The organism is Alteromonas sp. ABH4_456, assembly GCF_056160645.1.
Genome location: NZ_JBSWXO010000016.1, coordinates 66,885 through 81,405, shown reverse-complemented (window position 1 = coordinate 81,405; position 14,521 = coordinate 66,885). Strand labels below are relative to the sequence as shown.

The 14,521-nt window shown below is 47.3% G+C and carries 6 protein-coding genes; 2 read left to right on the top strand and 4 right to left on the bottom strand.

Going from position 1 to position 14,521, the window contains the following annotated elements:
• Positions 1–881 precede the first annotated feature (881 nt).
• Both ACXAG2_RS19050 and ACXAG2_RS19045 read right to left on the bottom strand, forming a co-directional pair.
• Complete coding sequence (locus ACXAG2_RS19050) at positions 882–3,995, bottom strand: glycoside hydrolase family 2 TIM barrel-domain containing protein (RefSeq protein WP_474869629.1); 3,114 nt, start codon at positions 3,993–3,995, stop codon at positions 882–884.
• An 82-nt stretch (positions 3,996–4,077) separates the two neighbouring features.
• Positions 4,078–6,810, bottom strand: coding sequence for a TonB-dependent receptor (locus tag ACXAG2_RS19045; RefSeq protein WP_474869627.1), 2,733 nt, complete (start codon positions 6,808–6,810; stop codon positions 4,078–4,080).
• An 839-nt stretch (positions 6,811–7,649) separates the two neighbouring features.
• On the opposite strand from ACXAG2_RS19045, the gene ACXAG2_RS19040 reads away from it, so the two are divergent.
• Positions 7,650–10,457: a glycine betaine ABC transporter substrate-binding protein gene (locus tag ACXAG2_RS19040; RefSeq protein WP_474869624.1), complete on the top strand. Its 2,808-nt coding sequence runs from the start codon at positions 7,650–7,652 to the stop codon at positions 10,455–10,457.
• Positions 10,458–10,607: 150 nt separating this feature from the next.
• Complete coding sequence (locus ACXAG2_RS19035) at positions 10,608–11,669, top strand: tyrosine-type recombinase/integrase (RefSeq protein WP_474869622.1); 1,062 nt, start codon at positions 10,608–10,610, stop codon at positions 11,667–11,669.
• A gap of 13 nt (positions 11,670–11,682) precedes the next feature.
• Here ACXAG2_RS19035 and ACXAG2_RS19030 read toward each other — a convergent pair whose 3' ends face one another.
• Entirely contained in the window at positions 11,683–12,036 is a 354-nt protein-coding gene (locus tag ACXAG2_RS19030; protein ID WP_474869620.1) for a HopJ type III effector protein, read from the bottom strand.
• Positions 12,037–12,085: 49 nt separating this feature from the next.
• The gene (locus ACXAG2_RS19025; RefSeq protein WP_474869618.1) at positions 12,086–14,500 is read right to left on the bottom strand and encodes a glycosyl hydrolase 115 family protein; all 2,415 of its coding nucleotides are present in this window, start codon (positions 14,498–14,500) and stop codon (positions 12,086–12,088) included.
• Positions 14,501–14,521: the final 21 nt, after the last annotated feature.

Below are 14,521 nucleotides of genomic sequence, written 5' to 3'. Positions count from 1 at the left end.
GGCATCAAAATACGGCATAGAAATCCGCAAAAAGAGTCCTTATTTTGTGTCCCCAAGGGCAGACTAGTAAATATACATTATGCGCAATTAAAAATTAATGTGGATTGGGGCGTTACTGTGTCGTTTCCGGCTGTTGTGATATTACCTGACGTACAATTGTAGCTTTGTGCTCGTTGGCCTTTCGATGCAGTTCATATATCTGCCGGATTCATGCGCGCCAACAAAAAGCATTTGAAATGAATGCTCCACATGTTCCGTTCGCTTGTAAGTGACTTACAGTGGCTTAGTTCCATTACCATTGCCGTTACCGTTGTCTACGATAAATGAAACTTCTGACACCAGACATCAGCGTTCTTTTGATTCCCTGAAAGCCTTCTATTACTCAGCATGCAGCTTATCTAAATTAATATTCTCCGCATGTGCGGATTTTGGTTAACAAAGTGCCTGATTGTTACGCGACGCTACGTAAAATCTGAGAAAAATTGCGACCACAGACCTTGCAGATTTCACGTAGCGCACGATTCGTTTTCAGGCGTTAGGCCGGATTTGACTTGTTCCAGAAGTTCTTTATTGAATCATTCACCAGACACTTGAACGTTTGTACGAAGCGTGAAATTAGAGATATTCAAATATTTTCGCGACACTGGATAGATACACAGACTTCTTGCAAACAGGTGCTTTTCATCAATGAATTCATCACGCATGATAATTCCAGTTATCATGCGTGATGTTTATAATTATTCATTTTAATCATGTGCTTAAGTGATTTTTAGAACAAGTTCAGCTTATCCGCAGATAAACAAAAGCCCGCTTTAGCGGGCTTAAAATTTTTAGCTGGAGCCTAGAAAACTACTTACATACGCTCTCAATCTACTCGTTTGTTAATTCGCAGAAGGCTTCAGCACAAAACTGTACTGATAATCACGCCATGGCAGCGTGTAGCGATACAGCGGCGACTCTCCCCAGGAGTTAGTGCCGCCTACGCCGCGCTGGCGGTAGTCGATATACAGGAACGTATTTTCAGACTCAGGGATCTGATAGCCGTGAAGCCCCTCCTTTTCGAACTGGTCATAATCAAACAGGTTGTCTTTCGCCAGGTTAAAGCCAAATGTTGGTTCACCGAATATGCTGAAACCTTCCGCATCACTACCGCTGAAGTCTGCCTGATACACAAAGGCACGATGACCGTTCTCCTGCGGTCGGGCATAGTCGTGACCTAACTGTTCAACAGAACGTGAGTAGCGGCCAAATACAGCCGAGTGATTCCGGTCCCGGTAATTTTCGTGGGGCCCTTTACCAAACCAGCTAACCTCGTCGTACTCTCCAATTAACTCCAGACGATAGCCAATGCGCGGCAACTCAGGGTATTTCTTGTGCGCGGCCGCATAGAAATTCACGCTGACTTCCATTGTACCGTCGCCGGCAATGGCATAGCGGGTGAAGTAACGGCTTTCTATTGCTGGTAGTGCATGTTCCGTGTTGATAACAATCCGGTTTCCCTCTTTTCCGGAGGAAATCGAAGTCAGTGTCGCGTCTTCAAACAGCTTCTGATATACCTTTGCTTTTTCTGGATACTTCTCACCAAAATCGTTATCTGTCGGTGCCCGCCAGAACCACGGCACCATAGGGGATGCCAACTGTTTATCACCGTCTGCTTTCCACTGACTCAGCCAGCCGGTTTGCTTATCAAACGTAAAGGCTTGCTTTCCGGCTGTAACAGTAATGGCATCAGACGCCGCGTTCACGGCTGGTAATTTACCTTCGCCGAGAGACGGAGCTGCCGCCATAGCATTGATCGCCAATGGAAGCTGTTCAGTCGCTATCGCAACATCGCTGGCATAAAGCTCGCTGTTCTGCTTTGGATAGAATCGGAACGTCAGATAGTAGCGCTTTCCTTCCCGGGTTTTGCTGGTAAATGCAGGAAGCGTAAACGTGCCTGACTGTTGCGGAGCGATATCTAAATTATCAATGTCGCCCTGAGCCACTGTTTTGCCGTCCTCCTCCAGCGTCCAGTTTAATGAAAGATCATTCAGCGAGGTGAAGTAACGGCGGTTGAACACCCTGACCTGACGCTCGCTGCTACCAGCAAACGATACTTCCACATCCTGATAGACATATTTCACTTCTTCCGCATGAGGATGCGGTTCGCGATTCGCATTCATTACACCGTTCGCACTGAAGTTTTCATCGTGGTAAACGCCTTCAGGTTCGAAGTCACCGCCGTACCCCAGATAGGTGTTGCCATTCTTATCAGTTGTTTCGATAGTCTGATCAACCCAGTCCCAGATAAAGCCGCCCTGAAGCGCCGGGTATTTACGAATAACCTGCCAGTAATCATAAAGTTCGCCCACCGAGTTGCCCATTGCGTGTTCATACTCACAAAGGATCATCGGACGGGTTGGATCTGACAGCGCATAATTTTCCAGCAGCGGAATAGACGCATACATTTTGGCGTACATGTCGGTGTGAGATTTGGTGCGCGCCTGATCAGACATAACCGGACGATCGGTGCGGGTTTTCAGCCAATGATAAAGTTGTTCGGTGTTCGGGCCATCCCCGGTTTCATTGCCAACAGACAAAATTACCACCGAAGCATGGTTTTTACTGGCTTCGTACATGTTACGAACGCGGTCAAGAAAGGCGTCTTTCCATGCAGGGTTGTTCACGATGTGTTTTTCAGGATCGTAATTGCTGTCAGTGGCGCCGAACGCGTGCGCTTCCTGATTCGCTTCGTCAACCAGGTATAAGCCGAGCTCATCAGCCAGCTCATACCAGGCAGGATTATTTGGATAGTGAGAATTCCGTGCCGCATTAATATTATGTTGTTTCATTAGCAAAATGTCGCGGCGCATGGATTCACGGCTGATCACGTGACCAGTGCGGGGATCATGCTCATGGCGGTTTACGCCTTTAATAAGAACAGGCTCACCATTAATCAACACATTGCCGTTTTTCAGCTCACTGCGTCGGAAGCCGATGCGTTGCCAGGCATATTGTGCCGTTTCACCTTCGCCGGCGATAATTTGCAGATCATACAAATTCGGTGTTTCGGCCGTCCACTTCTCCACATCGGCAAGGGTGGCTGACGCCGTACAATCTGCACCCTCCCCTCGTCCTTGCCATACCACCTCCTCATTGTACAGAAGGCGATAGCTGACATTACACTGTGACAATGTGGCCCCGGAATCGGTTTTAATATCTGTTTTTAGAGAAAGTACGCCCTGCTGGTAACTGTCATCCAGTGTGGACACGACCTCAATATCGCGGATATGTTGTTCTTTCGGCGTGCGATACAGATACACATCCCGTTCAATTCCGGACAAACGCCACATGTCCTGCAGTTCCAGATACGTGCCGTCAGACCAACGATGCACTTTCAGCGCAATGAGGTTATCGCCGCTTTTTAATTTATTGGTAATATCAAATTCGGCGGCGGTTTTTGAATCCTGGGAGTAGCCCACGTACTCGCCATTTACCCAGATTGAAAAGGAAGATTTAACCGCGCCGAAATAAGCGACAACACGATCACCGGTCCAGTTATCCGGCAAGGTAACGTGCTTGCGATATAAACCGGTGGAATTATTTTCGGAAGGGATCTGGCCAGAAGGCGTTTCCGGACCATAATCGAGGCGGATATTCACGTAATTCGGATATCCATAGCCGTTCAGTTCCCAGTTTCCCGGTACAGGGATCTCGCCCCAGCCTTTTTCAGCGTAGTCAGGGAGCATGAAATCATCTGGCGCGGCCTGCGGATTTTCCGCCATTTTAAATTGCCACGTGCCATTCAGTGACAGGTAATCACTGCTATCCCAGGGCGTCGAAACAAACTTCCCGGGATCTTTTGAGAATGCGAAAAAATGCGCCCGTGGCGCGAGACGGTTCTTTTGTAAAACCTGCGGATTTTGCCAGTCAGGGAGGTCTGCGTTTCCGGACTGAGCCAGAACTGCTGCCGATGGCGTCAACACAGTACAAAGTACAAGAAATCTTTTAAACATAGCTATCCTGTCAGAATTGCAGCATGGAGAAAAACTAAAAAGGCAAGCGCACTGCTGCGCCTGCCTTTGTCGAGCTGAGAACTTAAAAGCTGGTGCGTACACCCACGGTATAACGTGCTCCGTTATCAATCATTTGAATGAACTGTTCGCTGTAACGACCGTGACGACGTAACTCTTCACCAGTTACGTTTATACCTTCAACAAAAACCGTGAAGTTTTCGTTGATATCGTAACTAGCGCTGACATCGAACTGACCGTAGGTTTCGGTAAAGCGTGGTTCTGTGCCACCCAGCGGGCTAACCAGATCCTGCATAAAACCTTCACGGTTGTTGTACGCCACACGAGCCTGCATTGGGCCCTGTTCATAGAACAGAATGATGTTTTGTGAATCACCCAGGCCTTCCAGCGCGAACACCTGGCTGTTGTCTTCGCTATCCAGTGATGCATCGCTGTTTACGATAGTGGCGTTAGCCTGAATACCAAAACCGCTGTCGAAGGTGTGCAGCCACGCGATTTCCAGGCCATTCACGTCAGCTGTTTCGCCGTTGTCAGGTAGACGAACGGTGAAATCGTAAGCACCACTTGCCAGATTCAGGGTGCGGGTTTCGAACGACGCCACAATGAAGTCTTCCACTTCTTTCTTGAACGCCGCTACAGAAAGGTAGCTGGTATCGGCATAGTACCATTCCAGTGAAAGGTCGAAGTTAGTCGACAGGAACGGCTTCAGATCAGCGTTACCGGAATCTGCCTGCAGGTTATTCGGACGGGTAACCGATACATTGAACACCGGCACCAGATCGCTCATGGTTGGACGGGTCAGCGTTTCAGAGAAGCCAACGCGCAGCATCAAATCATCAGTCAGATCCATCTTCGCATTAATGTTAGGCAGCAGATTAGAATAGCTGTTGGACTCTGCAATCGGCACACCTTCGTTGGTGGCATACACATCGCTGTAGTCAGACGGGTCGTTTGGCACAGGCACCACGTCCAGCAGTTCACGACCGTAACCGGTTGTGGTGGTATCGGTTTCGCTGTAGCGCAGGCCGAAGTTAATATCCACTGGCATGTCAGAAATCAACAGGCTGAAATACATCTGTGCGTACAGGCTGATGACTTCTTCATTCACTGAGAATGAATTGCCAGCAAGCGACGGGCTGTTCAGGCCCTCAGCATCAACGATGGCACGTACTTCATCAAAAGTCTGGCCAGTGTTATCCGCTACCTGCTGAATTGCCTCGTCTGACACGGCATAGTCAAAATACGCTTCAGGATCGTAAGCAATCCACTGCTGACTGGCGTTTGAGAAATAGTTTTGTGGTGAGTAGATGTACAGCAAGTCATCCGGAATATCAGTTTGATAACCACAGTACACGTTACACAGGCTGGACGTCAGACTATTGTTGTCTTTATTACGATCCTGATAGTACGCACCGAATTCCATCTTCGAGAACGCATTAGCGGAATCAGGCAACCAGGTGAAATCCGCACGATATTCATCGATAGTGTCTTCAATATCGTAACCTTCACGGTTGGTGACGTGCATACGACCGGCCGGAATGTTGGTCAGCGCGTCTGTACCGCCTTCGATATCAATAGCGGGCGTTTCACCGGAAAAGTCCAGGCTGTAAGCGTTGTTGTAGCCCACAACAGTAAAGTAGTTATTACCACCGCTATTGTTTTTCGCCGTCGACGTTGAGACATCAAAGGTTGCCGTGAAGTAGTCGTTTACCAGCCACTCATAGTTGATACCGTACGCCTGAATCTCCACGTCACGGGAGTCACTGCTCTGGATGAAGTCGGTTGCACCACCCACACCATTGACTAATGTGCTGTCCAGTGAGGTAACGGTGCCGTTTTCGTTCACTTCAAGGTTATCGAGGTTGCTGTCCGACAGCCAGTGACCAACGGTGTTGCGACGGGAGTCTACTTCAAATTTAGAGTAGAGCGCGTCGACTTTGATCATCATATTGTCTTGCGGCGCATATTGCACCACTACGTTCCCACTGGTGCGCTGACGATCCGCCAGGTCAACAATCTGGTCAAAGTTTTGCGGAACGTATACGCCGTTGAACTGCTCAGAATCTGCATACTGAGGGTCATCAGTTTGAGAACGATTGGTCAGGCTGACATTCGAGCGCCAGTCGCGTACCTGAAGAATATTGGTCTGCGCTTTACGTTTTTGCAGGGAACCGGCTACCAGCACCCCGAGCTTGTCATCCATGAACCGGTTAGTGATCAAACCGGAAATCTGAGGCGAGGTTTCTTCCGAAATCTCTTCATACATGCCCTTCACACTGGCTGCACCGGCAAACCCGTCAAAATCGAATGGATTGGCTGTAGTTACATTAACCGTGGAGCCGATACCACCTGCCTGCAGCGAAGAAACCGGGCTTTTATATACATTAGCGCCGCTAATAAGTTCTGCCGGTAAGGTATCAAAACTGAATTCTCGCCCCTGGTTTTCCGTGGCGATCTGGCGACCGTTGATCAAAACGGTGTTAAACTGCGGACCAAATCCTCGAACAGTAATAAACTGGCCTTCACCACCACTACGGTCGATGGCTACACCGGTAATGCGCTGTAGAGATTCCGCCACGTTCTGATCGGGAAACTTACCCAGGTCTTCTGCCGAAATACCGTCAGATACCACATCTGACGCTTTCTTGTTGAGCATAGACTCTTTCAGCGAGTTTCTGAATCCACGCACTTCAATGACTTCAGTGTTTCCGGCATTCGCTTCTGCTTCATCACTTTGCGCCATAGCCAGAGGCGTGCCCAGAGAAGAAAGTATTGCCAAATATAAAGAACTTTTCAAAAAAACTCTTTTTTTATTATTCTTATTGAATTTTGTATTTGCAGTCATGTATGTCTCCTTCAGAGGGCAAACGTCTGCCCCGCTTCCTCAATGTGTCAAAAATATGTGCAGAATCGCTCGAATGCATCACCGCATTTAAATACGACTCAAGGTTATACGTTTACCCTTGCAAATTAAATTTTTCATTTTTATATATAAAAATGGATTTCATGTCCGGCGTCTGACCTGTCCCGCGAACCGCTTGAATAAATTAGCGGAAAGTGGTTTGTATTCTGCAACAATTTATTGCTCCCAGTTTGAATTGAGCACTCGAATCCGGGAGCAAAACTAAGGTAAAACGTTAACCCTAGACAAAAGTATAATATGTGAATGAATGGCTAATGTAAACGAAATGTTCAATTTTAAATTATATGCACACAATTGAAGAACAAGCCAAGGTCGGACTTAACATGATTGCAACACCATAAACGACCAAATACACTGGATGTAATTAACAAGTAAATTGCTGAAGCAAATTATGACCCTCAGCAAAAAGTTGCGCGAAATGAAGATGTTAAACAAAGGTGTGTTGTTCCGTCGGGCCTCAATCAGAGGCCACGCTCACTGATCCGGGATGCTTTATTTAAATTATTCCAAATTCATTAGCCCTCTTATCCAGTGAGTTTTAGTTCTGTAAATCCATAAAGTTCTCAGTCCCCGTTTGAACATACACCTTCAATTCAAAGAAATTAGAAAATAAACAAAAGCAAATCATGATAGTATTCAACAGATTAAATGGTCATTGAGTAGAGAAACGTCTATCTCCCGCCGCTAAAATACAGGATAAAGGAGCTATCTTCTTGCAGCATCTAGTCATTCAATTTATGCGTTCACCCATAGTGTTAATGTGCGCCTCTATTCTGTTGTGGATGCTTTATCCGCCGGTGGTTAACTACCTGATAGACCGCTCCAGCCCCATCTTTGTCGCTGCTACTTCGCATACGCTGGCTGCTATTTCTACGCTTGTGGTTGTTATGACCATGTTTGCAAAGCGGCAACAAGCCTTTTTCTCAGGTATCGCAGCCCATTTCAAAACACCGGCGCTGCTTGTCCCCACACTGTTTTCCGGTGCCCTTATCTGCGCAAATCATCTGCTTTTATATGCGGCACTGAACATGTCGCAGGAATTTGATGTTATTGCCATTCTGATATTCGAAGCCTGGCCGATTGTATTTTTCTATATAGACAGCACGTTGCGTAAAAAGCACAGAACCACCACGGCGAACGATTATATTTTCTCTGCAGCAGCGTTTGCCGGTTTCATCGTTCTGATGAGCCCGAATCTGGATATTGCAGACTGGCTGCTGCTGGAAAGTCCGATGATAAATACCATTTTACTGGCGGCATCAGGCGGGCTTGCTATGGCAATTAACTGCTATATGCGCATGAAATGCATGGACGCCTGGTCTGCAATCGCAGATAAAAATGATCTTAAGCTCAGCTCATTGAATAAAGCTTTACTGACGGAATCAGGTGTTCGCTGTGTGGCTGCTCCCGGTATGCTCGCCATCCTGTTTTTGTTTGGCGATACGGCAAATCAGTTTGATTATATGGATTATGCGTTGGTGGCCTTTGCCGGTATCGCTATTCTGGCACTGGGAAGTTTGCTCTACGACTTATCCGTATTTTCAGCGACGAATGCATCTGTCAGCGTGTTCTGGTATTTCATGCCTGTTGGCGCGGTAGTGATCCTTGCTCTGTTACAGGGCCGATTACTCAATCAATATGAAGCGGTTGCATCCGTTCTTATTGTGTCGGCGAATATTTTTCTCGGGCTGCGCTTTCCTCTGCGTTCATCGCTGCTCATTCTTTTCAGTACCGTATGCATGGTGGGGATATGGGTGTTATTCGCGCCAACTTATCCCATTGACTCGTATTACGATTTGCTCGCTGTATCCACGGTATTTTTTGTCCTGTTGGGTACCTTTGCTCTTGAGCGGACAACATCCCTTAACCGTGAACGAGAACGTTTGCTGGTAGAGTTTAATGATTCGGTGATGCAACTCCCCTCCTCTGCACCGGGCGGCGGCGTATCTGCTGAGAAGTACAACGCACTGTTAAATAATTATATCGTTAAACATTTATACGTGTTCTTACGGGCTTTTAACGGCGCAAAGGATATGCGCAATGCTCAGCTGGAAATTCAGGACATTAAGAAAGTACTGATTGCCGGTACTGAAAATACTCCGATATATCGAGAGCGTTTGCTGGATAATTTCCAGGTGGGCCAGAAACTAATGACCATGGAAAGTGACAGAATTCCACCGGAAGAACTGGTTATTCTCATCTTGCTTGGCGCAACGAACGTCTTCTTTTCACTCATATTTCGTCCTGAAAGTTTCTCCACGGCCTTGTTTGCGCTCATTTTGGCTACTTCGGTTATATTTCTCATTCTGGTTATTAATGAACGGAATCAGTATATCCAGATCCGCCACGATCACGCGCTGGTGTGCCGTGACTTACTGGAATATGCAGACGAATTTAAGCAGAAATCAGGCGCGCAAGATTTTGACGGGCAGCATGACGCTGTAGAGCGTAGTTTGAGCCTTAAAACGGTCGGTCCCGAAACAGTGAGTCACAGTTACTGGATTTTCAGTATTTTTGTGTTTTTGTTTTGTGGATTCGGCTACGGCTTTTTATATGAAACGCTGGATGATGTGAAGCGGGATGAGTCAGCGCCGATTATGTCCAAGCGCGATTTAAATAATGCCGAACTGAATATTGCCTTACTGGACTGGCCGACCGCTCAGGTAAAAGCTCATATTCTTGCCACGATTATTAATGAACACACAGAGTCGCGGGCACAGCTCATCAACGTTACTCATGAGCAAGCCTTTAAACAGATGGGCCAGCACGACGGCGACATTGATGTGCACCCGGATATCTGGCTGGCTAACAATGCCGACCTGATCCGCCGGTATGTGCGGGCGTTCGAAACGGTTAAATTGGGTGAAAGCGCCGGCATGGGAAAACAAGGTCTCTGTTATACCGATTTTACAGCGCCGGCGACGTTAGCAGTAAACGATCTGGTTACTCCGGAAAACGCATCACGTTTTGACTTGTCCGGTAGTGGTCGCGGTGATATTTGGGTTGGTGCCAAAGGCTGGGCATCAGTGGCAATTGAGAAGCGACGTCTTAACGCCTATGGTCTGGATGCGTATTATGACTATCACGTGTTTGACCTTGACTTACTGGAGCAGCTGATTAACCGCAACAATCAGAATGAACAACCGGGCTTATTCTTCTGCTATTACCCAGATGCATTGTTTGGAAACCGCCATGTACACTTCGTTGAAGAGCCAGCACATGACGCCGCAACATGGCAAGCCATTTTCAAAGCTCAGGGACTCAATAAACTCACAACAGGTACCTCCTGGCCGCAAAGTGAAATCAAATTGGGTTTTCGTTCGCAACTGGAAGAGCGTTCCCCCGAGTTGCTGAAGCTGTTAAACCGGTTTGTGATTGATGACGCAGAACTGGTAGCAATGCTCTCCGCAGTAGAAAATGGTGAGGATATTGAAACCGTGTCTCAACAATGGGCAGACAACCATAAAGATTTGATCCTTGAATGGCTGACGGGTTTTACTTTAAGGGATAACGATGAATAGGCTTTCCCTGCCCGAAATACACAATAACTGTATTTATATACAGTTATTGTCAATTTAGATATACTGCCGGCATCGTACTCCCACGTATGCCGGCTTTTACCCTTCATGCGTGCCATCCGTTTAAATACCTGTATATTTTAAGGATCTGACATGAAGTTGCCGGCATCTCAGCAGTTACAGTTTACAGACTGTTACCGCGATGCTGTGAATCAGTACTTCAATGATATTTTCTCACGGTTACCCCGTAACACGCAGCGTGCTTACATCAGCGATTTCAACGAGTTTGTTATATTCTGCGAGCAATCCGGATTAAGCGGATTCAATGCCTCATTTGAAAATAACGAACTCTGTGTCAAACGTTATGTAGAGATGTTATGTCAGTCGCCACTGGCTTACCGCACCATCAAACGCAGGCTCAGCGCGTTGAGTAAATTCCTGGGTATTGCCAAATTACCGAACCCCATTGTGCAGTCTGTCTATCTTAAAGACTTCATCCGGCTGTCGCTGGCTGAGAATGAAAAATACCAGTTCAGTCACCATCAGGCGGTACCGCTGACACTGGATTTGCTGGAAAAAATTAATGAGCGGGTGATCCCGGACATACTGCTGGAAATGCGCGATCTGGCCATGATTAATCTGATGTTCGATGCGCTGCTCAGGGCCGATGAAGTCGTTCGCGTTTGTATATCTGACATTAATAAGCGTACTAACGCCCTGCTCGTCTTAACATCAAAAAGTGACCAGACCGGCAAAGGCCAGTACAGGTACATTTCTCCCAATACGCTGGATATGATTGACGAGTATGTTGCTGAAGCGAATTATGACGCTCAGCAAAAAGTTGAGCGAAGTGAAGATGATCCGCGAAGGATAAACAAAGGCGTGTTGTTCCGCCGCGTCTCAAACAGAGGCCACGCTCTGTTGCCTTATGATGAAAGTGCGAATTTCAAACAGGCCCCGAAGCTGGAATACTCGAGCATTTATCGCACCTGGAAACGCATTGCTGCACTTGCTGGTATTCAGGAAAATATCACCCCTCACAGCGGTCGTGTGGGAGCGGCGGTTTCACTGGCAGAAAATGGCGCCACGCTACCTGAAATGCAGCTTGCCGGAGGCTGGCGCTCTCCGGAAATGCCCGGTCACTATGGCCAGCAGGCGGCTGTTAAACAAGGCGGCATGGCCAGATTAACCAAGGGACAAAAGCGCCGGGGTTAGATAAACAGGCGCTTTATTTTTCCGCTAAGGGAAACGTATCAAACTGCAAACCGTCGAATCCTGAGACCATGAAATTGCGAATATTTGCGTGGTCGGTACCTTCAGGATGCTTAAGCACATCATTACGGTAGTAACTGCCAAAAAGTGCGAGAGTCTGTGCCTGTGTTAACCCTAATAGCTGGCCGAGGGCCAACAGTTTACAGGACCCGTTATTTTGATTCGTTTCATTGTTTACTGTGCCATTGCTAAAAGCCGAAGGCGTGAAAATATAGTTATCGTCAACAAACGAAATCACATCGCTGAATACAATTTCATCCGGTGCGCTGGCCAGTTGAGAGGTTAACGCTTCAACACTACTGAAAGACATAAGAACTCCGCTATTTAAAAAACAGCCGGCATTGTGCCCTATTCTCTTATTAAGAACCACGTTCAGATAACCAGACCTCATCAATGACAATACCGTTTTGATTCACTGAAAGGGTCACATTGTGAGCACCCTTACTCAGCCTTCCCAGATTGACACTATTGTGAATGCGGTTATTCAATACGCCCTGCTTCCACTGCTCGCTTCGTCCTATGGTGTTCAGAGTGAATATCGTCACTGGTTTTTGTGCCAGAGATATTGCGATCTCATGAGAAGAATCATTGGAATGCACAGGTAACGTGGCAACGTTTAACGTTACATCCTGTGCAATATCAAGGTTGAACTGGTAAGTAACAGCGGCCTTTTCTGAGAAGTATTGTTGCTTCAGCGGATAAAGTGTTAATGCTTTGCCGGAATAGCCGAGATCTCTCACTTCCTGCCAGCTGTAACCCTCAGGTGAAATGAACTTTACTGATACCGGTTTGATTTGCTTACTTTGGGATCCGTTGTTGACTCTTTCTCGCATTTGTTTTTCGTCATCCGTCAACGTAATCGTTTCCGGCTTGCTAAAAACCGGCAGTTTGCGCGGTGCAGCATCCATCATGCCGGCCCATTTGCCTTCAGACAATCTGTTATATTGCTGAGTTAGCCCGTCGATAGTGTTATGTGCATCCAGTGCCTTTTCCATCAGCTTGTCAGCTACAGACGGTGAAGCAGCAAAGGCAGCCTTGTACCTGAACAGCCACTTTTTATTCATTTCTGAGGACGCCTGCAACGGATAGCTCATAAGTTGAAACCAGGCTGAATGCTCACCAGGTTGAATGCCTTTGCCCAGTTCAAAAATGGATGTCTCAAGCTTTTGGTATTGCTGAAGACGGTTTTCAATGGTTTCTTCGTTCCATCCGGATAATTGGGTTTGCGTCGTGGGTTCGGTTTGACTCCATCCCATGAATTCCGGGCGACGGATAAAGGCCAGGTGGTAATAGTCAAATAATAGATCTGCGGCATATCGGGGTTCAGAAATCGCAAAGTCTCTGCCCAACTGATAAGTAGCGAACGTCTTTGCGTCAGACACTTTATCCGGCCCATACCACCCGAGATGTAAGAACCATTCCATATTGTATTCAAGGGGTTTGATGTCACCCACATTGGCTATCCAGATACGGTCAGCACCATTTTCAAATGCACGTTGCATTTCAAACTGTATTAACGCGGGGTGGGTACTGCTCAGCCACAAATAATCATGGGGTCTGCCCCAGTAGCTTAAATGGTAATACACCCCTGCTCCGCCTGACCGCGCTTGTTCAGCATGGTTGCTGTGCCGGCGGATATAACCGTAGTTATCGTCGGGCCACACCAGTGTGACATCGTCAGGCACAGACAATCCCATTTCGTACAGTGAGAGTACTTCTTTATAGGGCGTAAACATTTGCGTAAGCATTTCTGCGGGCTTTCCAAAAACCGCTTCAAGTTGTGCACGCTGGGTATTGATAGCCTGCTGTAAAGTGTCTTTGGCTTGCTGCTGTGAATTGATACCTTCCATTCCGCTGTCATGAATGCCACGCATACCCAGGGTAAACATCGCCAGATCAGACATATCACTGACCTGCTCAATACGGCTTCGCCAGTATTCATTGACCATTGCCGCATTATTGGTGTAATTGAAATCACCTGATTGCTGCTTGTCCCATTCATCCACATTGTTTCTCAACATGGGTTCGGCATGAGAACTGCCCACATGAATGTGGTAGCGCTGCGCCATCTCTTTGTTGCCCGGCACAGTGAAGAAGGCACGGGTACCCGGATGCATAGCAGGCCAGATGGTATTGGCTTTTAATCTGAGCAGTAACTGAAAAATTTTTTCATAAGTCCGGGGCCCTATATTGGCAGTATCCGCTTCGAATGTACGAGACGCCCATGGAAGTAAGCCCCAGTCTTCATCGTTAATGAAAATACCGCGGTACTTCACAGCGGGACCTTCCACAACCGGTAACTTGACCAGCGTTAGCGTCCCGTTGGCTTTTTTCACCGGCACATCCGCCCACCATTGCCACGGTGAAATGCCCATTTTTTCGGCTAACGTAAAAAGCCCGTATACCGTGCCACGCACATCAGCACCGGTTATCACCAGAGTGTCCTGTCTTGTGTGAATGGCAAATGCTTCATGATTCCCATGAGGAAATGCACTGGCATTGAGTAGCGGTAATGAGCCATCAACGTTTATGCGAATAAATGGTGTTGAAACTGCCTCGTCATCGCTTTTGACCACAACAAAAGTCGAACCGGTGCGGGCAGATAAATCATCCGCCACATCTCTGGCGGCCCATTCAATGAGCGGATCACGGCTTTGTACAACAATAAAACGCACAGACGGTTCATCGACCGAAATAGTGAACCGCTCTCCCGAAGAAAATACGGCATGTGACGCAGACAACAGAACAACGAAGAGAAAGCAACGTGTGAGCATAGTGAGCTTGGCCTGAATAAA

Excerpts from the sequence above, each read along its gene's own strand:
- ACXAG2_RS19025 (WP_474869618.1), bottom strand. The coding sequence starts at position 14,500 with ATGCTCACACGTTGCTTTCTCTTCGTTGTTCTGTTGTCTGCGTCACAT.
- ACXAG2_RS19050 (WP_474869629.1), bottom strand. The coding sequence starts at position 3,995 with ATGTTTAAAAGATTTCTTGTACTTTGTACTGTGTTGACGCCATCGGCA.
- ACXAG2_RS19035 (WP_474869622.1), top strand. The coding sequence starts at position 10,608 with ATGAAGTTGCCGGCATCTCAGCAGTTACAGTTTACAGACTGTTACCGC.
- ACXAG2_RS19030 (WP_474869620.1), bottom strand. The coding sequence starts at position 12,036 with ATGTCTTTCAGTAGTGTTGAAGCGTTAACCTCTCAACTGGCCAGCGCA.